Origin of the sequence: Microbacterium sp. (genome assembly GCF_031179285.1) — a bacterium.
Taxonomy (GTDB): domain Bacteria; phylum Actinomycetota; class Actinomycetes; order Actinomycetales; family Microbacteriaceae; genus Microbacterium.
Window position 1 is genome coordinate 93,148 of the sequence record NZ_JAPSHY010000008.1, and the last position, 23,164, is coordinate 116,311.

20 protein-coding genes are annotated in these 23,164 nt (G+C 70.1%); 10 read left to right on the forward strand and 10 right to left on the reverse strand.

Features of this window, described 5'->3' with window-relative positions; all coding sequences use genetic code 11:
- Positions 1-48: 48 nt before the first annotated feature.
- Positions 49-3,195, forward strand: a complete 3,147-nt coding sequence (locus tag RIN18_RS07150; protein ID WP_309103265.1) for a glycosyltransferase — start codon at positions 49-51, stop codon at positions 3,193-3,195.
- Complete coding sequence (locus tag RIN18_RS07155; RefSeq protein WP_309103266.1) at positions 3,192-4,574, forward strand: DUF5719 family protein; 1,383 nt, start codon at positions 3,192-3,194, stop codon at positions 4,572-4,574. Before RIN18_RS07150 ends, RIN18_RS07155 begins: the two co-directional genes overlap by 4 nt.
- Positions 4,575-4,616: 42 nt before the next feature.
- Here the strand turns inward: RIN18_RS07155 and RIN18_RS07160 are convergent, their stop codons facing one another.
- A complete protein-coding gene (locus RIN18_RS07160; protein ID WP_375163507.1) occupies positions 4,617-5,045 on the reverse strand; it encodes a hypothetical protein in 429 nt (142 codons plus the stop codon).
- Positions 5,046-5,123: 78 nt separating this feature from the next.
- Here RIN18_RS07160 and RIN18_RS07165 point away from each other — a divergent pair, with 78 nt between their 5' ends.
- Both RIN18_RS07165 and ahcY read left to right on the forward strand, forming a co-directional pair.
- Positions 5,124-5,330, forward strand: a complete 207-nt coding sequence (locus tag RIN18_RS07165; RefSeq protein WP_309103267.1) for a DUF3499 family protein — start codon at positions 5,124-5,126, stop codon at positions 5,328-5,330.
- Positions 5,331-5,437: 107 nt separating this feature from the next.
- Positions 5,438-6,883 carry an adenosylhomocysteinase gene (gene ahcY, locus RIN18_RS07170; protein ID WP_309103268.1) on the forward strand — a complete coding sequence of 482 codons (1,446 nt, stop codon included), beginning with the start codon at positions 5,438-5,440 and terminating at the stop codon, positions 6,881-6,883.
- Between the two features lie 10 nt (positions 6,884-6,893).
- Here ahcY and RIN18_RS07175 read toward each other — a convergent pair whose 3' ends face one another.
- On the reverse strand, positions 6,894-7,703 hold the full coding sequence (locus RIN18_RS07175; protein ID WP_309103269.1) for an RDD family protein: 810 nt from the start codon (positions 7,701-7,703) through the stop codon (positions 6,894-6,896).
- Positions 7,704-7,719: 16 nt separating this feature from the next.
- On the opposite strand from RIN18_RS07175, the gene RIN18_RS07180 reads away from it, so the two are divergent.
- Positions 7,720-8,712 carry a stage II sporulation protein M gene (locus RIN18_RS07180; protein ID WP_309103316.1) on the forward strand — a complete coding sequence of 331 codons (993 nt, stop codon included), beginning with the start codon at positions 7,720-7,722 and terminating at the stop codon, positions 8,710-8,712.
- A gap of 18 nt (positions 8,713-8,730) precedes the next feature.
- Here RIN18_RS07180 and RIN18_RS07185 read toward each other — a convergent pair whose 3' ends face one another.
- The 6 genes from RIN18_RS07185 to RIN18_RS07210 all read right to left on the reverse strand — a co-directional run bounded on the left by RIN18_RS07185 (position 8,731) and on the right by RIN18_RS07210 (position 15,180).
- Positions 8,731-9,513, reverse strand: a complete 783-nt coding sequence (locus RIN18_RS07185) for an aquaporin (RefSeq protein WP_309103270.1) — start codon at positions 9,511-9,513, stop codon at positions 8,731-8,733.
- A gap of 152 nt (positions 9,514-9,665) precedes the next feature.
- Complete coding sequence (locus tag RIN18_RS07190; RefSeq protein ID WP_309103271.1) at positions 9,666-10,973, reverse strand: DUF58 domain-containing protein; 1,308 nt, start codon at positions 10,971-10,973, stop codon at positions 9,666-9,668.
- The gene (locus RIN18_RS07195; RefSeq protein ID WP_309103317.1) at positions 10,974-11,897 is read right to left on the reverse strand and encodes a MoxR family ATPase; all 924 of its coding nucleotides are present in this window, start codon (positions 11,895-11,897) and stop codon (positions 10,974-10,976) included.
- Positions 11,898-11,993: 96 nt separating this feature from the next.
- Complete coding sequence (locus RIN18_RS07200; protein WP_309103272.1) at positions 11,994-13,178, reverse strand: DUF4350 domain-containing protein; 1,185 nt, start codon at positions 13,176-13,178, stop codon at positions 11,994-11,996.
- On the reverse strand, positions 13,175-13,816 hold the full coding sequence (locus tag RIN18_RS07205) for a DUF4129 domain-containing protein (RefSeq protein WP_309103273.1): 642 nt from the start codon (positions 13,814-13,816) through the stop codon (positions 13,175-13,177). Before RIN18_RS07205 ends, RIN18_RS07200 begins: the two co-directional genes overlap by 4 nt.
- Complete coding sequence (locus tag RIN18_RS07210) at positions 13,813-15,180, reverse strand: hypothetical protein (RefSeq protein WP_309103274.1); 1,368 nt, start codon at positions 15,178-15,180, stop codon at positions 13,813-13,815. The genes RIN18_RS07205 and RIN18_RS07210 overlap by 4 nt, the downstream gene beginning before the upstream one ends.
- Before the next feature lie 117 nt (positions 15,181-15,297).
- On the opposite strand from RIN18_RS07210, the gene mtrA reads away from it, so the two are divergent.
- The 5 genes from mtrA (at position 15,298) to hpf (ending at position 20,917) form a co-directional block, all read left to right on the forward strand.
- Positions 15,298-15,978, forward strand: coding sequence for an MtrAB system response regulator MtrA (gene mtrA / locus RIN18_RS07215; RefSeq protein WP_309103275.1), 681 nt, complete (start codon positions 15,298-15,300; stop codon positions 15,976-15,978).
- Between the two features lie 6 nt (positions 15,979-15,984).
- Positions 15,985-17,673 (forward strand): MtrAB system histidine kinase MtrB, encoded by a 1,689-nt coding sequence (mtrB, locus tag RIN18_RS07220; protein WP_309103276.1) that lies wholly within the window; start codon positions 15,985-15,987, stop codon positions 17,671-17,673.
- Positions 17,670-19,391, forward strand: a complete 1,722-nt coding sequence (locus tag RIN18_RS07225) for a GerMN domain-containing protein (protein ID WP_309103277.1) — start codon at positions 17,670-17,672, stop codon at positions 19,389-19,391. Before mtrB ends, RIN18_RS07225 begins: the two co-directional genes overlap by 4 nt.
- A gap of 99 nt (positions 19,392-19,490) precedes the next feature.
- Positions 19,491-20,168 (forward strand): phosphoribosyltransferase family protein, encoded by a 678-nt coding sequence (locus RIN18_RS07230; protein ID WP_309103278.1) that lies wholly within the window; start codon positions 19,491-19,493, stop codon positions 20,166-20,168.
- A 92-nt stretch (positions 20,169-20,260) separates the two neighbouring features.
- A complete protein-coding gene (gene hpf, locus RIN18_RS07235; protein ID WP_309103279.1) occupies positions 20,261-20,917 on the forward strand; it encodes a ribosome hibernation-promoting factor, HPF/YfiA family in 657 nt (218 codons plus the stop codon).
- Positions 20,918-20,994: 77 nt separating this feature from the next.
- On the opposite strand, the gene RIN18_RS07240 is transcribed toward hpf, so the two are convergent.
- Both RIN18_RS07240 and RIN18_RS07245 read right to left on the reverse strand, forming a co-directional pair.
- On the reverse strand, positions 20,995-22,329 hold the full coding sequence (locus tag RIN18_RS07240) for a hypothetical protein (RefSeq protein WP_309103280.1): 1,335 nt from the start codon (positions 22,327-22,329) through the stop codon (positions 20,995-20,997).
- A gap of 41 nt (positions 22,330-22,370) precedes the next feature.
- Positions 22,371-23,027, reverse strand: a complete 657-nt coding sequence (locus RIN18_RS07245; protein ID WP_309103318.1) for a PadR family transcriptional regulator — start codon at positions 23,025-23,027, stop codon at positions 22,371-22,373.
- Between the last annotated feature and the right edge of the window lie 137 nt (positions 23,028-23,164).

Genomic DNA, 23,164 nt, shown 5'->3' on the forward strand with positions numbered 1-23,164 from the left:
CGTACGCTCCTGCACCGGGGTGCCGCTCCCGCTTAGGCTGACCACGCCATGCCAGCCCGAGTTCATGCCATCATCGTCGCGCGCCCCGGAGCCACAGCCCGAGCGCAACTGCTCCGAACGCTCGATGCGCTGCGGACCCAGAGCACCCCGCCCGCCGCGATCACACTGGTGATGTGCGGCAGCGCGGCCAGCGCCCGAGAGAGCGAGACGGTCGCGAACACGGTCGAAGGGATCATCGAGGCCCGCAGCAGCACCTCGTTCGCCGAGGCCGTGGAACTCGCGCGCCCCCGCGTGGCAGAGGGCAGTGCGATCTGGCTGCTGACACACGACACCGCGCCGCACCCCCGTGCCCTCGAGCGGCTCACGGGAACCCTCGAGCGCTCGCCCTCGGCGGCGATGGTCGCGCCGAAGCTCGTGGACGCCGACGACGATCGCATGATCGCCTCGCTCGGCGTGAGCATGACCACGCTCGGCCGATCCGTCGAACTCGCAGCGGGAGAACTCGACCAGGGCCAGCACGACGCGGCCGACGATGCACTCGGCGCGGATGTCCGCGGCCTCCTGATCCGTTCCGAGGTGCGCGACGCGCTGCGGCCAGACTCCGCGCTCGCCGGAGCCGACGAGGGGCTCGATCTCGGCGTCCGCGCGCGCCTCGGCGGTGGCCGGGTCGTGCTCGCGCCGTCGGCGCGCGTCTCCGTGCACCCCGACGGTCCGGCAGCGCTCCCTCGCAGCCGGTCCCGCCGCGCGTACGTCACCCGGCTCGCGCAGCTGCACCGGCGCCTCGCATACGCCCCCGCGATCGCTCTTCCGCTGCACTGGCTGACGCTGCTGCCGCTGGCGCTCTGGCGCTCGATCACCGACCTGATCGGCAAACGCCCCGAATCCGTGTTCTCGGAATGGGGAGCGGCTCTGACGGCGATGGTCAGGTTCGGAGCCGTCGCGCGATCTCGGCGGCACATCAAAGCCTTCCGCACATCGAGCTGGGCGAGCATCGCGCCACTGCGCGTCTCCCGCTCACAGCTGCGCCGTCGACTCGACGACGGCCACGGCAGCGAGGGCGGCGCGGCGAGCGAGCTCCGGTTCTTCTCGGGCGGCGGTGCATGGACGGTGCTCGCAGCGCTCGCCGTCAGCGTCGGCGCATTCACCGCATTGCTCGCATGGCCCGTCCTCGGCGGCGGCGGCCTGCTGCCGCTGAGGGAGACGGTCACCGCGCTCTGGCAGGATGCCGCGTGGGGTGTGCGCGGGCTCGGCGTCGACGTCATCGGCCCCGCCGACCCGTTCGCCGGCGTCCTCGCGGTCCTCGGATCGCTCTGGCCCGCCGGTCCGTCGTTCGCGCTCGTGCTGCTGTGGGTGCTCGCGCTGCCCCTCGCCGTGCTCGGCGGCTGGTTCGCGGCGACGAGAGTGAGCGACCGCGCAGGCCTGCGGATCTTCGCCGGCATCGCGTGGGCGCTCGCGCCCACGTTCCTCACCGCCCTCGTCGACGGACGCCCCGCCGCGGTGATGGTGCATCTTCTGCTGCCGTGGCTGTTCCACACCGCCGTGGTCGCTCATCGCTCGTGGGGGGCCGCCGGAGCGGCATCCCTGCTGTTCGGTGCGGTTCTCGCGTGCGCGCCGTCGCTGGCGCCCGCGCTGGTGCTGCTGTGGGTCGTCGCGCTCGGCTTCGTCCTCAGCACCGCTCGCATCCGCGGCGCCGCACGGCTGCTCTGGATCCCGGTGCCGGCGGTGGCGCTGTTCGCTCCGCTCGTGGCGTGGCAGGTGCAGCACGGGAGCGCCTGGGCGCTCCTGGGCGACCCGGGGTTGATCTGGGCAGGCCCCCAGGCCACAGCGGATGCCGCCGGGCGTCTCGCCCTCGCCACGGGGTTTCCGACATCCGACCTGGCGGGATGGATGTCCCTCGCCGAACGCGCCCCGATCGCCGTCTGGGCGCCGCTGCTGTGCGCACCGCTGGCACTGCTCGCGCTCGCGTCCGCGGTGTCGCCCCGCTGGCGAGCAGGGATCACCCTTCTCGTCGTGTCTCTTGCCGGCCTCGCCACCGCATTCATGGCGGTCGGAGTGCAGGTGAGTTTCTCGCAGGGGATTCCGGTGGCGATCTGGCCGGGCGCCGGGCTCAGCCTCGCCTGGATCGGGGTGGTGGGAGCGGCCCTCGTCACCCTCGACACGGCAGTCACGCTGCCACGACTGCGGCTGCTTGCGACCGCGGCCTCCGGGCTCGCCCTCGCGGTCTGTGCGCTCCCCGCCCTCACCGCGTTCCACGCGGATCGCTCGCTTCTCACCGACGGACCTCGGTCGACTCTTCCCGCCTACGTCGCAGCACTCGCAGCCGGCGATCGCGAGATCGGGACGCTGGTGCTGACGCCTCAGAACGACGGCGGTCTCGCCGCCGAGGTGGCGTGGGGGACGAGTGAGACCCTCGGGGCGCAGACGACGATGCTCTCGACGGCGACCGAGATCCGGGGAGCGGACATCACCTCTCTCGCTGTCGATCTGCTCTCGGCACGCGATTTCGATGCACCGGGAGAACTCGCAGCTCACGGCATCAGCCACGTGCTGCTCGCCGAGGTGCCCGGCGGCGAGAGCGACAGGGCGCGCAGCTTCCGCACCGCCGCTGTCACCTCCCTCGATCAGCGGGCGGGGTTCCTGCCGGCGGGGACGACAGATAGAGGGATGCTCTGGCGCCTCGAGGCCGAGACGTCGCCACGGGCTGCGATGTCGCCGGGCGAGACCGCGACGGCGCGACTGTTCATCACCCTGCAGCTGGTCGCCGTGTTCGCGGCGCTGCTGTTGTCCATTCCGACCAGAGCGTCGCGGCGCGCATCGCGAGCGCTGTCGCGCGTCGTCGGGCGTGCGCCCGACGAGCCGTTGGTGCTGCCGCGTCAGGCGGAGGAGTTCGACGAACCGATCGTCGGAGGCACGGCTCATGACGCCGGCGCCGCGGAGGACGACATCGTGACGGGCCAGGGCATCGACGACGCGCGCGACGAACCCGAAGACGTCGAGCACCCGATCGCCCCGGCAGACACCGAAGCGGTCGAGTCCGGCGAAGCGCCGGGATCCGACGACGCGCTGGAGTCCGCCGAAGCGGTCGAGTCCGACGAGGTGCCGGAATCCGAGGTGGCGCCGGCACCCGAGGACGATCGCGACACCGGCGAGGTGCGTGCCGCCGCTGCGACGCAACCCACCGAGGAGGATCGATGAGTGCGAAACGTGCTTTCCGTGTCGCCGCGACGAGCGCCCGCGTTCTGACGGGTGCCGCGGTGGCCGCTGCCTGCGTCGTCGGCGTGATCGCGGCGATCGCCGCCCCGTGGCCGACGGTGACGAACTCTCCCGCTCAGGCGCAGGTCACGCCGCTTCCCGGTGACACGATGCAGGTGTGCGGGGGAGACTTCCGGGCCATCGGGCGCTTCCCCGCGGATCCGCTCAGGATGGTGTCCGCCGGCGAACCCGAACTGACAGCGGGCACCTCGGCCGGTGAGCCGCAGTCCGCGTCGTTGTCGATGGCAGGGCTCGAGGACTCGGGCGAACTGACCGCGCTCACCGGCGCCGTCGAAGGCAGAAGCGCTCCCTTGATCGGCGCCGCCGAATCCCTCTCCATCGCTGCCGACGATCTCGCCGGTTTCGCCTCAGCACCGTGCCGCGAGCCTCGTACCGAGTCGTGGCTGGTCGGCGGCAGCGTCGCCACGGGCTCGGAAGATCTCGTGATCCTCACCAACCCGGGCGAGGTGAATGCGACCGTCACCCTGACGGTGTTCGGCGACAGCCTCAGTTCCAGCAACGTCGTGGTGCCGGCCGCGACCCAGGTCGCTCTGCCGCTCACCTCCATCGCGCCGGGGAATCAGGCACCGGTGGTCGGTGTGACCTCGGTCGGCTCACCGGTTCGCGCAATGCTCCAGTCGGTGCTGACCCGCACGCTCGACCCAGCGGGCATCGACCTCCAGGACTCGGTCGCCGGGCCTCAGCAGCACCCGGTGATTCCGGGCGTGCAGGTCTTCTCGAGCGCCGGAGACGATTCTGAGATGACCGTTCTGCGCATGCTCGCCCCGGAAGCCGGCACCGAGGCGAAGGTCGTGGTCAAACCGGTGGGGGAATCCGCCGTCGCCACCGAGTTCGCGGTGCCGCTGACCGCTGACCTGCCGACGCAGGTGTCGCTCGGCAGCCTGCCCGCCGGCGCCTACACTGTCGAAGTCGATGCCGGCGAGCCGATTCTCGCCGCGGTGAGGCAGCAGGACGGTGTCGGCCGCGGCACCGATTTCGCGTGGGCGATGCCGGCGCCGGAGATCGATACGGAAGTTCTCGTCGCGGTTCCCGCGGGTCCCGCCCCCACCATGCAGTTCGCAGGGGCGCCGGACGCGCAGGCGACGGTCGTCGTCGAACCGCTCGACGGCGGTGACGTGCAGACGATCACCGTGCCGGCGGGCGAGTCCGTCGCCGTCGCCGTCGAGGCGGACACCGTCTATACGGTGCGCCCGTCCGGAGTCGTGCATGCGGCGCTGACGATGAGCGCCGCGGGTGCCCTCTCCGCGTGGCCGGTATGGCCGCCGGCGGGCGCGGGGGACACCGTCACGGTCTATCCCTGAGGCCGCTTCGATGAGGGCGCCCGGGCCGCGGCCCGGACGGACTCAGTGATCGTGACCGAGATCCCACGGCTCGCGGCCGACGTACTCCGCCGCGGCGCGGAAGACAGCGCTCTCGATGGCCATCCGCCGATGCGCCCCGTCATCATGCCCCGGGGGAAGCAGCCGTTCGATCGGCAGGCGGAAGAGCACGATCCGGCGCGCCTCGCGATCGATGAACCAGCGCGGTACCTGGTCGGTCGCGTCGTAGCCGGGCATGGCGCCGATCTCGAAACGCACCTCCTGCAGCTCGGGCCAGGTGCCGCGGAGAAACTCGACGGCCGTTCCCACGGTCAGATCGAACCGGTCGATCCGGGCCTCCAGCGGTGCGAGCGGAGGACGCACGACCTCGCTGCGGCCGAGACGGCCGTGGCGGCCGTGGCGCGCACCGCGGCGCGGTGCTGCAGAGGCGCGAACGGTGCGGCGACGAGGCATGACGAAAGTCTAGGCGGTCCTCCCACAGCGCGGCGCGGCATCCGTCCGTCGCCTCTCGCCCCACGTACGCTGACGGTGATGGACGGACGACTCTGCTCGAAGGTCGGCTGCGCGCGAGAAGCCGTGGCGACGATCACGTACGACTACGGCGACCAGATGGCGGCCCTGGGCCCGCTCGGGATCGCCAGTCATCCTCACGCGCACGACCTCTGCTCCCCGCACGCCGACCGGGTGTCGGTGCCTGCCGGCTGGCTCATCGTCCGGCACGAGGCTCTGCGCGCCTGAGCCGTCGAGCGGACGCGGCGCACCGCTCGCGCGGTGCCGACGCTCTCACGCGTCACACTGCGCCTCAGGGTGAGGAACCCGCACCTCCGGATGCGACAATCGGAACCATGCCAGAGCTCGAGTTCCGCGTCGCCGACCTGTCCCTCGCCGAGGCAGGACGCCACCAGCTGCGTCTCGCCGAGAACGAGATGCCGGGTCTCATGGCGCTTCGAGAAGAGTTCGGGGCCGCCCGGCCGTTGCAGGGTGCACGTATCGCGGGCTCGCTGCACATGACCGTGCAGACCGCCGTTCTCATCGAGACCCTCACGGCTCTCGGCGCTGAGGTGCGCTGGGCGAGCTGCAACATCTTCTCCACGCAGGACGAGGCGGCGGCCGCGGTCGTCGTCGGCCCGTCGGGAACGGTCGACGCGCCTGTGGGGGTCGCGGTCTTCGCATGGAAGGGCGAGACGCTCGAGGAATACTGGCAGTGCACGGAGCGCATCTTCGACTGGTCCTCCACCGGGCACGAGGGGCCGAACCTCATCCTCGACGACGGCGGAGACGCCACCCTCCTCGTGCACAAGGGGGTCGAGTTCGAGAGGTCAGGAGTGGTCCCGGATGCCGAGCCCGCCGACTCGCACGAGTACTCGATCATCCTCGACCTGCTTCGGCGTTCGATCACCGCCGACCCGTCCCGGTGGACGCGCGTGGCGCAGGAAATCATCGGGGTGACGGAGGAGACCACGACCGGCGTGCACCGCCTCTACGAACTCGCAGCCTCCGGGCAGCTGCTCTTCCCGGCGATCAACGTCAACGATTCGGTCACCAAGAGCAAGTTCGACAACAAGTACGGCATCCGCCACTCACTGCCCGACGGTCTCAACCGCGCCACGGACGTGCTCATCGGCGGCAAGGTCGCGTTCGTCTGCGGATACGGCGACGTGGGCAAGGGGGCGGCCGAGGCGCTGCGCGGGCAGGGAGCGCGCGTGATCGTCAGCGAGGTGGACCCCATCTGCGCGCTGCAGGCCGCCATGGACGGCTTCCAGGTGGCGCGGCTGATCGATGTGGCCGGCGACGTCGACATCGTCGTGACCGGCACCGGCAATCGCGACGTCGTGACGCCCGAGCATCTGCTCGCGCTCAAGCACCTCGCCATCGTGGCGAATGTCGGACATTTCGACAACGAGATCGACATGGCGGGTCTTGCGAACATCCCTGGTGCTTCGAAGATCGAGATCAAGCCGCAGGTGCACGAGTGGCGGCTGCCGAACGGCCGCAGCGTGCTCGTCCTGAGCGAGGGGCGCCTGATGAACCTCGGCAACGCCACCGGACATCCGTCATTCGTGATGAGCGCGTCGTTCACCAACCAGGTCCTCGCACAACTCGAGCTGTACACGAACATCGACGCCTACCCGACTGGCGTGCACACCCTGCCGAAGGCTCTCGATGAGAAGGTCGCGCGGCTGCATCTGCCGGCCCTCGGGGTGCAGCTCACCGAGCTCACCGAGGCACAGGCGTCCTATATCGGCGTCCCGGTGGCCGGCCCCTACAAGCTCGAGCACTACCGGTACTGAACCCACGCTCTCACACGCCGACGCGGCGCCCCGTCAGCTTCTCGGCTCGGCTGTCGGCGTTCAGCAGAGCGCGCCGTTCGCGCTCCCGGCGCAGGACCGTTATGCCCACGAGCACGAGTTCGGGCGACGCCTGCGGCATCGGCGAGACGAACGGGGCGGCTTCGGCGAGGAGATCGTGAGCGACCCTCGCACGCGCGGCCGGAGCCATCCGGGGGGCCGACTGCAGGAACTGCGATATGCGCCTCGCGAGCCGATCCGGTAGACGGGCGACGTCGGCGATCTGCGCCCAGCCGGCGAGGGCCGGGGGCAGCTGCGGCACGTGGGACACGAGCTTCGGAGTGCGGACGCGCTGCGAGTAGGTGCCGGCGACCATGTCGCCGAGTCGCTGCGAGCGGGAGTTGAAGGCGCCCGCGAGCACGGCGATCCCGCCGAGGGTCATATAGATCTCCAGCACTCCCAGAAGCGCCCGGATGAACGCGTGGCGGAAGCCGGCCGCGCCGCCGTCGACGCGCACGATACGGCCCCCGACCGCGAGCTTGCCGAGGCTGCGTCCCTTCAGCGCCACCTCCATCGCGATCGGCAGGATCACGAAGCTCACCACGAGAGCGGTGACGGTCGCGATCCGGTCGGTCGCCTCGTCGAGGATCCCGGCGTCGAGAAGCCAGATGCGCAGGAAGATCCACAGGATGAAGAGCGCGAAGCCCAGGAGCATGTCGATGATCGCCCCGACCGCGCGCAGCAGGAAGCCGATCGGCTGCACATCGATGGCGACCGCTTCACCGGAGAGCACTTCATCGGAGGGGTCGATCGAGGCGGACATGAGTACAGTAAATCAGGTGGATGCCGATGCGCTCAGCGATGCCCGCCGCCCCGAGTGGGAGCGGCTGGAGCAGTTGAGCCGCGCGCGCCTGGACGGTGCCGGAGTCGACGAGCTCATCGTCCGCTATCGTGCGGCGTCGGCGGATCTCGCCGAGCTGAAGACCTCGGTCGGTGAGACGCCGCAGGGCGCGTATCTGTCGACCATCCTCGTGCGTGCGCGGCTGCGGCTCACCGGCGCCTCGGACAACGTGCTCACACAGCTCGCGCGGTTCTTCTCACAGCAGCTGCCGGCAGCCCTTTACCATCTGCGCTGGACCACGGCGGTGATCGCTGCGGTGTTCCTCGTGATCGCGGTGGGAACCGCCGCCTGGATCGCCGGCGACCCCGAGCTGGTCGCGACGCTCGGTCCGCCCGATCTGCTGGAGCAGTACGCCGACGAGAGCTTCACCGGCTACTACACCGAGAACCCAGCGGCGGTCTTCGCCGGGATGGTGTGGACCAACAACGCCTGGATCGCCGCGCAGTGCGTGCTCTTCGGCGTCACCGGGCTGTGGCCGGTCTACATGATCGTCCAGAACGCGATGGGTCTCGGCATGAGCGGAGCGGTGATGGCCGCCCACGATCGTGCGGACGTCATGATCCTCTACATCCTCCCGCACGGGATGCTGGAGCTGACCTGCATCTTCGTCGCCGCTGCCGCGGGCCTTCACGTCTTCTGGTCATGGGTGGCGCCGGGGCACCGCACCAGGGGCGAGTCTCTGGCGCGCGAGGGGCGCTCGCTGGCGACGGTCGCGATCGGGCTGATCTTCGCCCTCTTCCTCGCGGGACTCGTCGAGGGCTTCGTCACCGGATGGGCGCTGCCGTGGCCGGTCAAGATCGGCATCGGTGCAGCGGCGCTCGCCGTCTTCCTCATCTACATGCTGGTCGTCGGCGGACGCGCGTATCGCCGCGGCGAGCGGGGCGACCTCGTCGAGTACGAGGCGGGAACCTCTCGCCTCGTCGCCGGCTGACCGGAGAGACCCGGCGGGTCAGGCCCGAGTCGCGCCCGTCAACGTCGGCTTGCTCACCCCGTCGAACATCGCCGTGTATGCGAAGCCGGCGATGAGCGCGCCGATGACGGGGAACACCAGGAAGACCCAGAGCTGAGCGAGCGCATCGGTGTTGCCGTAGACGGCGGTCGCGATGGAGCGAGCGGGGTTCACCGAGGCGTTGTCGATCGGGATGATCGCCAGGTGGATGAGGGTCAGTGTGAGACCGATCACCAGTCCGCCGAACGCGTTGCCGCGCTTGGTGTGCGTCACGCCGAGGATCACGATGAGGAACACGGCCGTGAACAGGATCTCGACGACGATGGCCGCGCCGAGTCCGAAGCCGCCTGGGGACGCGTCGCCGAATCCGTTGCTCGCAAAGCCTGCACTGCGCTGCGCCTCGAGCCACCCCTCCGGGCCGAAGAGACCGACGAGGAAGATCAGGGTCGTCGCGACGAGGCCGCCGATGATCTGCGCGATCACGTAGCCGGGCACCTCGCGCCAGGGCAGACGCCCGGCGGCGGCGACGCCGACGGTGACGGCCGGATTGAAGTGTCCACCGGAGATGGGGCCGAACGCATAGGCACCCGCGACGACGGTGAGACCGACGGCGAGCGACACGCCGAGGAATCCCACCCCCTTGTTGTGTGCGTCCGTCCCCTCGCCGAAACCCGCGGCGAACAGAGCGGTGCTGATCACTCCGAGGACGAGGAGGAACGTGCCGACCGCTTCCGCGGTGAGCTTGGCCGAGGTGGACGGCGTTTCCGTACTGGTGTCGGTCATGATGGTCTCTCCTTGGGATTGGGAAGGCGAGGCATAGCGCAGAGATGCGGGCTCGCCCAACACCGGAGCATAGGGGACGCCCGGGTCGCTCTCAGGAGGCCGCGCGGTGCGCCGTCACGCGGCGACACGTGCGTTGCGGCAATCGGTGCGTCTCAGAGGCGACCGGCGGCCTTCAGTTCGAGATAGCGGTCCGCGATCATCGGGGGCAGCGCCTCGGGGTCGGCGGCGATCGCCTCGCCGCCTGCCCGCCTGATCGCATCGGCCACGTTCTCAGCATCACGGAGTGTGCGCTCCGCGGCCGCCGCGAGATAGATCTCCTCGCGGGAACCGCGCCGCTGCGCGAGGTCTGCCACCGCATCGTCGGTCACAGAGCCGACGAGAACCGTGGTGGCTCGCGAGGCGTCGGGGAATGCGCCGAGGAAGCCGCGCGCCGACTCCGCCGCGTCCTGCGCGGTCAGGACCACGATGAGCGACGGTCGGGTGGTGAGCGTGCGCACGGCCGCGAAGGCCCCATGCCAATCGGTGTCGACGAGGCGCGCGTGCACCGGTGCCATCGCGTCCGTCATCGCGGGCAGGAGAGCGGCGCCGTCGACTCCGGTCACCCGGCCGCGCACGACCCGGTCGTAGAGAAGCAGATGTACGTGATCGCCCGCCCGAGATGCGAGGGCCGCCAGGAGGAGCGCTGCTTCGAGTGACGCGTCGACCCTGGTGCCGTCGCCGACGCGGGCCGCGGCCGTGCGCCCGGTGTCGATGATGATGACGACGTGCCTGTCGCGCTCAGGGCGCCAGGTGCGCAGCATGGTGGTGCCGGCGCGTGCGGTGGCGCGCCAGTCGATCGAGCGCACATCGTCGCCGCGAACGTACTCGCGCAAGGAATCGAACTCGGTGCCCTGACCGCGCACCTGGATGCTGGTGTTGCCGTCGAGTTCTCGCAGCCGCGCCAGGCGCGATGGGAGGTGCTTGCGGGAGGAGAAGGCGGGGAGCACACGGATGGCGCCACGCACCCGATGGCGCGCCTGCCTGCCGGCGAGGCCGAGGGGGCCCTGCGAGCGGATCATCACGAACTCGCTCACCAGCTCGCCGCGGCGGCGGGGGAGCAGGGGGATCGCGACGCGGCGGCGTTCGCCGGGCGGGACCGTGAGGCGCTGCCGTTCGCTTCCCGCTCCTGCCGTGGGCTGCCAGGCGTCGCGGATCAGGGCATGAAGGGTGCGCGGGCCGCGGTTGTGCACGGCGATGCTCACCGGCACCGGTTCGCCGAGCCGCGTTCGGCTCGGCACCCGGCGCGTGACCTCGACGGTGCGCACATCGGCGGCCAGCGCCACGTCGATGCCGACCAGCAGCGCGCAGAGCCCCACCCATCCTCCGAGCAGCGCATACGGCGGGAAGCCCGCCATCCCGAAGGCGACGAGCGGGATGACGCCGACGGCGAGAGCTGCGGCGAGGCGGCCGGTGACGAACACCTAGATCGGCACCCTGGTCTGCTGGACGACGGAGGTGAGGACGGCATCCGCGGAAACGCCCTCCATCTGGGCGTCCGGCCGCAGCTGCAGCCGATGACGCCACACCGGCACCAGCATCGTCTGGACATGGTCGGGCGTCACCGCGGACGATGCGTTGAGCCACGCCCATGCCTTCGCGGCGGCGAGGAGTCCCGTCGACGCGCGCGGGCTCGCGCCGAGCTCGACCGACGGAGACTGTCGAGTGGCCCGTGCGAGATCGACCACGTAACCGAGCACGTCGTCGGTGACCTCCACGCGACCGGCGGCTGCCTGCGCCGACCGGATCTCGTCGGCGCTGACGACCCCCTCCACGCCGGTGAGGTCCCGGGGAGAGAAGCCCTCGGCATGCCGGCGCAGCACCGACACCTCGGCATCGCGCTCCGGCATCCCCACGACGAGCTTCATCAGGAAGCGATCCAGCTGAGCTTCCGGCAGCGTATAGGTGCCCTCATGCTCGATCGGATTCTGGGTCGCGGCGACCAGGAAAGGATCGGGCAGGGTGCGGCTGGTGCCGTCGGCCGAGACCTGACGCTCCTCCATCGCCTCCAGAAGGGCCGCCTGCGTCTTGGGCGGTGTGCGGTTGATCTCGTCGGCGAGCAGGATGTTGGTGAAGACGGGACCAGCGCGGAAGTCGAACTCGCCGGTGCGGGCGTCGTACACGAGCGAGCCCGTGACATCGCCCGGCATGAGATCGGGCGTGAATTGCACGCGCTTGGTGTCCAGGCCCAGCGCTCGCGCGAAGGAGCGCACAACGAGTGTCTTCGCGACGCCGGGGACACCCTCGAGGAGAACGTGCCCGCGCGCGAGCAGGGAGACGAGGAGGCCGGTGATCGTGCCGGCCTGGCCGACGACGGCCTTGTCGACCTCCGTGCGCACGCGGTGCATGGCGTTGCGGAGCGCCGCGTCGTCGGGAGTCAGGTTGTCAGTGGTCACGTGGTGTCCTCGGCTTCCGTTCGGATGAGTGGACGGTGGTGGTGCGGTTCATTCTGAGCGGGGAGAGTCTCGGCTCTCGGCGACCGCGGCCTCCAGCTCGCCGAGCCGTCGGGCGAGATCGATGAGGCCGTCATCGTCGGACGGGAGGGGTCCGCCGAGCAGTTCCTGCAGGGATCCGCGGGGTACGCGCAGGCGGTCGGCGGCTGCATCGGCGACCTCGTCCACGCGTGCGTGCGCGGCAAGTCCCAGACGACGGGCGAGGCGGCGCTGCGATCCGTCGCGGAGCGCGGCGGCGGCGTGCGCGGAGTCAGCCGCCTTCGCGGTCAGCCGTGCTCGGCCGTGCATGGTCTCGGATGCGCGCACCGTGACGGGGAGCGTCTCCGCCACCAGCGGGCCGAACCGCTGTCCCCGCCAGACCGCGGCGGCGATGCCGGCGATCATGAGCAGCAGGATCGCGGGCGTGACCCAGCCCGGGGTGAGCGATCCGAGCGTCTCGGGCTGGTCGACCTCGCGGTCGGAGTCGCCGAACGTCGGCACGTACCAGACGACGCGCTCGGTCTGACCGAGCAGCGCCAGCGCCAGCGCGGCGTTGCCGTTCTCGGCGAGGTAGGCGTTGCTGAAGAGCTTCGTCCCCTCGACGACCGCCTGCCATCGCTCGCCTCGGTCATCGATGAGGACAGCGGCACCGTCGGCGTCACCGAAACAGGCCTCGACGCCGTCGGCGGGGGTGAAGAGCCGGTCGGGGCGGATGCTGCCGACCTCGGCGAATTCGGCTGCCGCGCAGTCCGCCGACACCGACGCCGCACTCCCGGCTGCCGCCTCACCGATCCCGAGCTCCCTGAGCAGGTGCGTGCCCGTCGAGAGGAACACGACGCGCTCGGCGGGCTCGATGAGTTCAGCGACGGCCTCGTCGGACAGTGTGTAGGGGTTGGTCATGACAAGTGTCGTGTCGTCGCCGAGGGCACGTCGGGCCTCGTGCCGCGACCGGAATGTCTCGACCTCGACCCCCTGATCGCGCAGGATCTCGGCGAGCGCGAGGGTGCCGGTGTCGCCTCTGCCCTCGGGGTCCATCCCGCCGTGCGCGTCCGGGGCGGTCGCACTCACCCGTAGAGCGACCAGCGCCACGGCGACGACGAGAATGGCGACCAGCGCCCAGCCCCCGACCCGGCGCATCCTCCCCGGGTCGCGTTCCACCGTCGACGGCGCGTCCACCGACGTGTCGACACCGCTCACGCCGGCACCGCCTCGGGGTGCACACTGCGCATCCGCTCATCCGTCGCGGCGAGCTGCGCGTATCGCTGGGCATCGGATGGATGCCGGAGGTAGCGGACGTCGTCGAAGGCGACAGCGGCGTCGCGCAGTGCAGCCGCCTCGGCGGGGAATGAGGCCGCGGCCTCGCGTGCGATCGCCTGCGCGGTGGCGCCCGGCGCAGGATCGATGAGGTCGCGTTCGAGCAGTTCGCGCGCCAGCGCGCGGAAACGGAGAATGGTCGCGGTGTCCCAGTCGCCGGCGCGAGCGCTGCGTTCCGCGTCGGCGCGCAGCTGCGCCGCCGAGCGGTCATCGCTCTCGCCGAGCAGGTCGCCCCGGGAACGCCGGATCGTTCTCGAACCGCGCGGGCGCCCCCAGATGATGAGCGCGGTGACGAGGGCGGCGACGATGACCACGCTCACGATGATCAGCGCGGCCGGGCCGATGTCGGCGCCGTTCCCCGACGAGAACAGGTCGGCGATGAAGCGGCCGATGTCGCGCGCCATGAGGTCGAACCAGGTGGGCTTGGCGTCGGCGTAGCGCGGGTTCGACAGCTCCTCCTCGGCCCAGCGTCGAGCCTCATCCCCATCCGGGACGAAGACCTCGAAGTGCCAACCGATCATGCCGAGTCGGAGCCGGGCGCGGCCCAGGGGCTGTCGGTCGGGGGCTTTGCCGTGGACGCAGGCTGCGGGGGATACGTGGTCGCAGCAGGCGGCGTCGCGGCGGGCGGCGGCGGAGCAGGATAGGTCTGACCCGGGTACGGCTGTCCCGAATTCGGCTGTCCGGGATACGCGTGGCCGGGGGTCGCCTGTCCGGGATACGCGTGGCCGGCGGGAGGGGCCGGATACGGTGACGGCTGGTAGCCGTAGGGCGCGGGTGTCATCGCATATTCGGGTGTCTGCCGCGGCGGCGGGGCGCTGCTGACGGCGCGGCTCGGGTCGACGGCGTACGGATCTCCCAGCTGATCGTCGCTCCATCCCAGCTCACGTCGCTCGACGTGGGCGATGAGCGTCTGATCGAGGCCCTCGTACCGCATCCGGCAATCCAGGTAGACGAGCGCGGATGCCGTGCTCTGCACGACGAGAGTGATGGCCTGCAGCACCAGGAGGAGGATCTGCGGCGCCAGCATCGCGAGGACGAATCCGAGGATTTCTCCGGCGTCGGGCGAACCCGTGGGCGCGATGATCGAACCGAAGAGGCTGCTCACCAGCGAGACCGGTATCCCGACCACCTGCATCGCGAGACCCATGATGATGCTGATGAGGACCGTCACGCCCCAGGCGACCCAGAAGCGTCCTCTGGTCAGCCGCCAGGAGCGCACCAGCGCGGCGCGGAATGTGGCGCGTTCGAGCACGAGGATCGACGGGACGAGCAGCAGCTTCGTCGTCAGCCACACGGTCAGGGGGATGCTCGCTGCGACGATCAGGAGCACCACGACGACGATCAGTCCGACGAGCTCGGGGGTGGAGCCGACGCCGCCGGCGACGAACGCGGCGATGATCCCCACGACGATGGCGATCAGCCCGAACACGAACAGCACCGCGAGGGCGGAGAATGCGGCGAGCCGCCAGAACGACGGCGCCATCTTGCGCCAGAGCATGCCGAGGGACGCTTTGACGCCGACGGCCGCGAATCCGACCTCGGCGGCGACCACACCCTGCATGAGAGCGGTGAAGGCGACGGATGCCACGCCGACCGCGAGACCGGCGAGGATGTTGGCGAGGATCGTGCCGGCGAACACCGCTTCGAAATCGGGGGAGGAGGGCGACACCGTCTCGAGACGCGAGAAGGTGGTGAACAGGACGACGCCCATCACCGAGGCCATCACGATCACCGCGATGAGCTGGATGACGACCGCGAAGCCGAACAGCACCCTGGGGTTGTGGCGGAGGGCTGCGAAGGCCTTTCCCAGCAGCATCCCGAATGTCAGGGGGTGCAGAGGGATGATGCCCTTCCTCGGGGCAGGGGTCCAGCTCTGGGCGCTCACAGTACTCCCTCCGTCATGGGCTCCCATCGTGTCATATCCGAACGGCGGCTGTCGGGGGTGAAGCGCCGTGGGTCGGTGTCGCAGGGGATGCGAGAGCGAGTGTCATAAGGTACAGGTATGACCTCACGAATTCTTGTGGTCGACGACGACACCGCGCTCGCTGAGATGATCGGCATCGTGCTGCGCACCGAGGGTTTCGATCCGGTGTTCTGCGCCGACGGTGCGCGGGCCGTCGAGGAGTGGCGCACCCAGCGCCCCGATCTGGTGCTGCTCGATCTGATGCTGCCCGGAATGGATGGGATCGAGATCTGCACGCGGATCCGTGCCGAATCCGGCGTCCCCGTCATCATGCTCACGGCACGCAGCGACACGGCCGACGTCGTCCGGGGTCTCGAGGTCGGGGCGGATGACTACATCGTCAAGCCGTTCAACCCGAAGGAGCTCGTCGCCCGCATCCGCACACGGCTGCGTCCGGCACCGCAGACCGTCGGCGAGCAGCTGCGCGTCGGCGATCTCACCGTCGATGTCGACGCGCACGAGGTGCGCCGCGGCACGACGCCGATCGCGTTGACCCCGCTCGAGTTCCAGCTGCTCGTCGCGCTCGCCTCGAAGCCGCAGCAGGTGTTCTCCCGCGAGATGCTTCTCGAGCAGGTGTGGGGATATCACTACAAGGCCGACACCCGGCTGGTGAACGTGCACGTGCAGCGGCTTCGGGCCAAGGTCGAACTCGACCCCGACAACCCGAAGATCGTGATGACGGTGCGTGGCGTCGGCTACCGTGCCGGGAGCGCCGGCTAGGGGCAGATGGTGGCAGCGACGGGCACGACCACCGTGACGGTCGCGGTCCTCCGCGACTGGCGCGGCTGGCCGTCCAGGCTCGTAGCCCTCTGGCGGCGATCGCTGCGGTTTCGCACCCTGACCGTCACCCTGGTGCTGACGGCTCTCGCGATCTTCATCACCTGCGTGACGATGGCGCTGGTGATTCAGAACGATCTGTTCGAGTCCCGCAAGAACCAGGCGCTCGAGGATGCGAGTCGCGCGGTCAATCAGGCCCAGAACACGCTCGACGTCGCCGAGGTGGGCGATGACCCGGCCGCGCTCAGCGACCTGTGGGACAGGATCCAGGATGATCTGGGGCGCAACTCCTCCTCCGATATGCTCGCTGCGATCCGGATCAACGCCGAGCCGTCGGGCGTCCGGCTCAACGGCTTCACCGCGGGCCTGAGTGCCAATCACGTCAGTCCGGCGATGCGGACCTGGGTCGTGAAGTTCGATGATCGGCAAGCGTGGCAGTCCGTGGGCCTGCCCGTCGACGGCGGCGGCGAGGTGCCAGGCATCATCGTCGGTCAGCAGCTGGTCGTGCCCGAGGTCGGCCCGTTCGAGCTCTACATCGCCTACGACCTCGCCGATGCGAACCAGACCCTCACCTTCGTGCAGCGCACGCTCTGGATCGCGGGGATCGGTCTCGTGGCGATCGTCGCGGTCATCTCCTGGGTGGTCCTGCGCACGGTGTCGACGCCGATCATCGAGGCGGCCGAGACGAGTGCGCGCCTGGCGTCCGGTGATCTCGGCGTGCGCCTCGAGGTGCACGGTGAGGACGAACTGGCCACGCTCGGCCGCTCCTTCAACCTCATGGCCGACAGCATCGAGGAGCAGATCAAGGAGCTCGGCGAGTTGTCGCTCGTGCAGCAGCGGTTCGTGTCCGACGTGTCGCACGAGCTGAGGACTCCGCTCACGACCATCCGCCTCGCCGCAGACATGCTCAATGATCAGCGCGACGAGTTCGATCCAACGACGGCTCGCACCGCTGAGCTGCTGCACACCCAGGTGCAGCGCTTCGAGACACTGCTGTCCGATCTGCTGGAGATCAGCCGCTACGACGCCGGATCGGTTCAGCTCGAGATGGAGGCGACGAGTCTCGCCCACCTCGCCGAAGACGTCATCGAGCAGATGAGGCCGCTCGCGGACGGTCGTGGCAGCGAGTTGCGACTCGTGGCGCCGGGCGGCTACTCGCCCGTCGACATGGACCCCCGTCGCGTGCGACGAGTGCTGCGCAACCTCATCGGCAACGCGATCGAGCATGGCGAGGGCAAGCCCATCGTCGTCACCGTCGACAGCAACCACGACGCCGTGGCCGCCGGCGTGAGGGACTTCGGGCTGGGGATGACCCCGGAGGACGCCGAGCGGGTGTTCGACCGGTTCTGGCGCGCCGATCCCTCCCGCCAGCGCACGATCGGCGGCACGGGACTCGGTCTCTCCATCGCCCTGGGCGATGCGACGCTGCACAACGGAACGCTCGAAGTGTGGTCGGAGCGTGGAGTCGGCACCAATTTCGTCCTCACCCTTCCCCGTCACGAGGGGACGCTGCAGGGGGAATCGCCGGTGCCCCTGGAGCCGCAGGAGACGCACTCCGAGCTGAGCAGCATGACGCAGCCGATCGAGGTCACCGACCTGCGCACCGCGCTTCCTGCGGAAGACGGGAGCCGCTCATGAAGCCCACCACTCGCCGCGCGGTGCGCGGGATCGCCGTCGCCGCAGTCGCAGCGATGCTCGCCGGATGCACGGGCCTGCCGACCAGCGGCGATGTGACGGTCGTGGAACTCGGTCAGGCCCCCGACGATCCGGACTTCCTCCCGCTCGCCTCCGACCCGGTACCGGGCGCCGGTCCCGCCGAGATCGTCGAAGGCTTCATCGAGGCGGGCATCACCCCCGCGGACGGATGGCAGACCGCGCGCAAGTTCCTCACCCCGCAGCTGGCGGCCACCTGGCGGCCCGGTGCCGGAGTGGCGATCGACGCCAGCGCCACGTCGCGTACCGTCATCTCCTCCGTCGACGAGGAGGAGTCGGAGGCGGAGGACGTCACCGAGGCCGACGTCAGGGTGCAGACCGAGTTGGTCGCCAGCGTCGACGAGACCGGCGCCTACGTCGAAGCACCCGGCACCGGCGACCTGCCTTTCCGCCTCGTGCGCGACAGCGACGGCGAGTGGCGCATCTCCGACGCACCCGACGGCATCGTGATCGACGAGAACCGCTTCCCCGTCGTCTTCGACGGCTATCCGTTGAACTATTTCGACCGATCATGGAAGCGCCTGGTGCCGGATGTGCGCTGGTTCCCGCGACGTGCCGCCATCGCCACTCCGATCGTCCAGGCCCTGATCGGTGGCGCGCCCAGTCCCTGGCTGGAGCCCGCGGTGCAGAGCGCCTTCCCGCCCGATGTCCGTCTCGCCCTCGACGCGGTGCGCATCGATTCCGAACAGGTGGCTGATGTGGCGCTCAACCGTGCCGCGCTCGCGCTGGACCAGACGACGCTCGCGCGCATGCGCACGCAGTTGCAGCAGACCCTCAACGACGCGGGCGTGAGGGTGAGTCAGGTGCGCTTCAGTGTCGATGGGCGCCCGCTCGACGCGGGCATCGTCGAGCTCGAGCAGACCCCCGCCGGGGCGGGTCCTCTGGTCCTTCGCAATGGCGCTTTCGGCACGATCGTCGGGGATGATGTCGTGCCGATCCCCGGTCTCAGCGACGACATCCTGAGCATGTCGCCGCCGATCGCCGCCATCGATGTCGCGGCGGATGAGTCGCGTGCTGCCGTACAGCTCGGAACCGGAAGCGTGTTCCACGTCGGCGACGGCACAGTCGACGCGCTCGACGAGCGGTCAGGCTTGGTGAGACCGTCCATCGACCGGTACGGCTACACCTGGTCGGTGCCCTCCGCTGCCCCACACGCACTCGTCGCGTGGGGCAGCGACGGGACGGAGCACCCGGTCGTGAACGCGTGGCCGGAGGCATCCGCGGTCTCCCATCTCCGCGTCGCGGCCGACGGCGCGAGGATCGCGGCGGTGGTGACGGTGGGAGGCCAGCGCTGGCTCGCCGTTGCCGCCGTGATCAGAGACGGCAACGGGATGCCCGTCGAACTCGGCGACATGACACCGCTCGGCAGAGTCCAGGGCGAGGCGACGGGACTCGTCTGGCTCGGTACCGACCGCCTCGGCATCCTCATGGAGCTGGACGGCCCGATGCTCGTGTCGCAGCTGGTCGGGGGACCCGCCACCATCGAAGCAGCCCCTGCCGAGGCGCGCGCGATCGCCGGCGCCAGCACCGTGGGCGGCGTGCGGATGCTCGGTGCCGACGGCGCCCTGTTCGTGCGCAGTGGCTCCGCTTGGCGTGAATCGACCTCCGGGATCGCGGTGCTGGCGACGCGATCAGGACAGTGACGACGCGCTCGTCCTGCACATCCAGCCGGGTGCTCGCGTTGTGCACGGCTCGCACGCGCCCGGCGCTGGCGGCGGCGTGACGGCGAGCAGGATCGGGGGATGCCGACATCCACCTTCGCCCGGGTGGGGGAGGAGATCGCCGCCTTCCTCCTCGCCGCCTGCTGCGCCGGATGCGACGCGCCGGGCGAACTGCTGTGCGACGCCTGTCGCGTCCGGCTCGCGCCGTCGCCACGCGAATCGACCACGCCGGGAGGGCTGCCCGTGGTGGCCGCGCTCGGCTACGACGACATCGCGGCACGCTGCATCCGGCGGTTGAAGGGGGAAGGCGAGACGCTGCTCGCGGGGCCGCTGGGACTGGCTCTGCGGGCGACGCTCGCTCGAGTGACTGCCGACGGGGCGGTGCTCGTGCCGATCCCCACCGGCCGCGCGGCATTCCGGCGCCGCGGATATCGCGTCCCGGACCTGCTCGTCCGCCGCGCCGGCGGGCGTCCGGTGCGGCTGCTCGCTCCCGCGCGCCCCACCGCAGACCAGCGCGGGCTCAGCACCGAGGAGCGTGCAGAGAACGTACGGGGAAGCATGAGGATGCGAGCGGGCATCGTATCGACGGTGGGGCCGGTGGTCCTGGTCGACGACGTCGTGACCACCGGAGCGACCTTCGATGAAGCAGCGAGAGTGCTGGCCACGGCCGGGGTGGAGGTGCGCGCGGCGGTCGCGCTCGCCGCCACGCCGCTTCACCGGAGAATCATCGAGAACGCACCGGCGACACGGAGAAAGTGACCCGTGACTTCCCGTGAGGACCGGACTACGGTGGGGGCACAAGGCGACCACGGTCCGCCCTTGACCGGGAGGACCGGGACAAGGAGGCAGCAATGGAAACAAGCATCGTTGGCGTCGGAGTGGGTATCACCGATCGCTTCCGCACCGTTGTCGAAGAGAAGATCGCCCGGCTTCAGGCGCTCGCGGCTCGAGCCCAGCGCCTGGACGTGAAGGTCACGCACCGCGTCTATCGCAACGGCCATGTGCCCGATGAGACCGTCGAGCTCACACTGGTCGGCAAGGGTCCGGTGGTGCGTGCCGAGGCGACCGATGGCGACAAGTTCGTCGCACTCGACCTCGCGATCGACAAACTGTCGACGCAGTTGCGCCGAGCGAAGGAGAAGCGTGTCGACGGGAGACAGCATCCTCGCGGCGCGCACTTCGAGAAGGGCAGTGGCTCCCTCGAGGGGATCGATGTGGAGCCGGCCTCCGTCGACGTCCTGCACGCCGTGGCCACCGGCAGCATCCCCGTGCACAACGACGAGGAGGAGGCGTACTCGCCCGTCGTCATCCGCACGAAGAGTTTCGAGGCGGAGTGGATGACCGTGGAGGAGGCCGTCGACCGGATGGAGCTCGTCGGGCACGACTTCTTCCTCTTCGTGGACGTGCGCACCGACCACCCGAGCGTCGTCTACCGCCGCAAGGGGTGGGACTACGGTGTCATCGCGCTGAGCACCCAGGCTCCGCCCGCAAAGGCACTCGCATCCTGACCTGAGATGCGAAGAGCGGTCCGGCCTGCGAAGGCCGGACCGCTCTGTGTGCCGGCATCGGTGCCGGCGACGGACGATCAGTCGAAGATGCCGTCGAAGATGCTGCCGATGACGAGGCCGCCGAGGATGCCCGAGGCGATGTCGCCGCCTCCACCGCCGCGTCGACCGCCGCCCCAACCGCCACCGCCCCAGCCGTCCCCGCCCCAGCCCTGATCCTGCGGGCGAGAGGAGTCGATGTCGCGCTGCGCGAGCTGCAGCGCCTCGGATGCCAGGTACGCCACCCGGCGGGCGGTGTGAAGCGCTTCCTCGCGTGTCTCCTCTGCTGGCAGCAGTGCCGGCAGATCGACGCGCAGCCGCTCGGCCTCCGCGAGCCGGGTGCGTGCGTCTGCCCCGATCCAACCGCGGTGGCCGGCGATCAGCCCGCGGGCGACACCGAGCTGGCGATCGGCGTCGTCGATGGCATGCTGCACGTGTTGCACGCTCGGAAGCGGATTCTCGGCACGGTGGCGAGCGGTCGCGATGGCCTCGTCGAGTGCGGAGTTCGCTGCACGCAGCTGCGACAGTTCCGCGAAGGGGTCACCCGGCGTGCCCGCAGGGGAGAGGGCGGCGAGCGCCTGCTCGAGCTCCGTGACGGCAGCGGTGACCGCCGGGACCCGCGGTGCGGTGCGGGCGGCGATGAGGTCGTTGCGTGAGTCAGCGACGACCTCCGCGAGAGTCGATTCGGCGCGCAGCGCCTCGATCTCGAAGTCCTCGACCGCGTCCAGAAGTGCAGATGCGCGCCGAGTGGCCTCGGTGGCGGTCTCCAGGGCGAGGTTCGCCTCTTCGTTCTGTTTTGCAGCCCGCCTGCGCTCGGAGACGTTGGCCCCGTGCACGGCGAAGGCGATGAGCTGCTCCGCCTCCTTCGCGCTCGCCGTGATCTGCGCCATCGCCGAATCCGAATAGCGTGCGGCGAGCCGCTCGATGGCGGCGTTCGTCTGGGGGATGCGCTCGCTCAAACGCTCAGCATCCGCGCGCACCTGCGCGATGATCTCAGGGGCTCGTCGCACCCGGGCGATGGATTCGGCGAGCTCGCCGGTCTTCTCATCGAGCAGGTCCAGTGCCCAGTCGCACAGCTGCACGATCCGCGCGTTGCGCGTGCGCAGCTCCTCCGGCGTGTCCGGGATCTCGTCGTGGTTGAGCTGGTGGAGCTGGAAAGCCTCCTGGAGGTGGGTGCGCACCGCGGTGACGGCCTTCTTCAGGTCGGCGGTGAGCGATTCGCCGAGCTCCGCATCGGCGAACGCGAGCTCGTCCGCCGTGGTGCGGATGCGCTCGTCCGTCGCCACCAGCGCCTGCTCGGCGCGGCGAGCGAGATCGGCATCCTGCGCCGCGAGGTCTTCTTCTTCGCGCTTGCGTTTGCCCCAGAATCCAGCCATGTCCCGATCTTACGGGAGCCGACCGACCTTCAGCCCGGTTGTCACGGCGAGACGGGCGCCGCACTTCCGCTTCCCGCGAACGGCACGGCGGCGCCGCGCGGCGCGACCTCTGCGTCCTTGCTCATCGGGCGGCCGCGTCGCGGACGTTCGGTGGCGAGCCCCAGCTCGATGGCGTGCAGCGGATGCTGCGTCAGGTGCTGCTCGACATGATCGAGCCACCGCAGTTCCGCCTCGGCGGCGAAGATCAGCGAGTCGACGACGAGTGAGCGGGCGAGATCTTCGGGCGTGGCGGCGGACTCGAGTTCGCTTGCCGCCCTCAGCTTCTGCAGTCGAGAACGCGATGCCGCTCGCTGTACGCGGATGACGCCGGCGGCATCGACGCCGGGGAGGGTCGCGGCCAACGCGAGCTTCATGGTCAGCTCGTCCCTGGTCGCGGCGGAGCGTCGCACGGGATGCGCCAGCCACTGGGCGACTTCGGCGGAACCGGCATCCGTGATGCGCCAGTACACGTGCCCCTGCGCATCGGCGTCGCCCCGCTCGACGAGAGCGTCGCGCTCGAGCCGTTCGAGCGTGTTGTAGATCTGCCCGACGTTGAGCGGCCAGGTGGAGCCGGTGCGCCGGTCGAACTCGTGCCTCAGCTGATATCCGTAGCAGGGCCCCTGATCGAGGATGGCGAGCAGGCTCTGGCGCACCGACACACGCAACTCCGTCCGACAGGTCATGCAAGGCTGTACCGAGTATATGGATACTCGGAAACGCATGAGGGTGAACGCTCGCAGGCGACGCGCAGGTCACAGGCCGGTAACATGACACAGTATGCCTGTGCGTGCCCGAG

Excerpts from the sequence above, each read along its gene's own strand:
- RIN18_RS07205 (WP_309103273.1), bottom strand. The coding sequence starts at position 13,816 with ATGATCGGTTGGCACTTCGAGGTCTTCGTCCCGGATGGGGATGAGGCT.
- RIN18_RS07230 (WP_309103278.1), top strand. The coding sequence starts at position 19,491 with ATGCCGACATCCACCTTCGCCCGGGTGGGGGAGGAGATCGCCGCCTTC.
- ahcY (WP_309103268.1), top strand. The coding sequence starts at position 5,438 with ATGCCAGAGCTCGAGTTCCGCGTCGCCGACCTGTCCCTCGCCGAGGCA.
- RIN18_RS07150 (WP_309103265.1), top strand. The coding sequence starts at position 49 with ATGCCAGCCCGAGTTCATGCCATCATCGTCGCGCGCCCCGGAGCCACA.
- RIN18_RS07155 (WP_309103266.1), top strand. The coding sequence starts at position 3,192 with ATGAGTGCGAAACGTGCTTTCCGTGTCGCCGCGACGAGCGCCCGCGTT.
- RIN18_RS07165 (WP_309103267.1), top strand. The coding sequence starts at position 5,124 with ATGGACGGACGACTCTGCTCGAAGGTCGGCTGCGCGCGAGAAGCCGTG.
- RIN18_RS07195 (WP_309103317.1), bottom strand. The coding sequence starts at position 11,897 with ATGCACCGCGTGCGCACGGAGGTCGACAAGGCCGTCGTCGGCCAGGCC.
- RIN18_RS07240 (WP_309103280.1), bottom strand. The coding sequence starts at position 22,329 with ATGGCTGGATTCTGGGGCAAACGCAAGCGCGAAGAAGAAGACCTCGCG.
- RIN18_RS07175 (WP_309103269.1), bottom strand. The coding sequence starts at position 7,703 with ATGTCCGCCTCGATCGACCCCTCCGATGAAGTGCTCTCCGGTGAAGCG.
- RIN18_RS07225 (WP_309103277.1), top strand. The coding sequence starts at position 17,670 with ATGAAGCCCACCACTCGCCGCGCGGTGCGCGGGATCGCCGTCGCCGCA.
- RIN18_RS07185 (WP_309103270.1), bottom strand. The coding sequence starts at position 9,513 with ATGACCGACACCAGTACGGAAACGCCGTCCACCTCGGCCAAGCTCACC.
- mtrB (WP_309103276.1), top strand. The coding sequence starts at position 15,985 with ATGGTGGCAGCGACGGGCACGACCACCGTGACGGTCGCGGTCCTCCGC.
- mtrA (WP_309103275.1), top strand. The coding sequence starts at position 15,298 with ATGACCTCACGAATTCTTGTGGTCGACGACGACACCGCGCTCGCTGAG.
- RIN18_RS07160 (WP_375163507.1), bottom strand. The coding sequence starts at position 5,045 with ATGCCTCGTCGCCGCACCGTTCGCGCCTCTGCAGCACCGCGCCGCGGT.
- hpf (WP_309103279.1), top strand. The coding sequence starts at position 20,261 with ATGGAAACAAGCATCGTTGGCGTCGGAGTGGGTATCACCGATCGCTTC.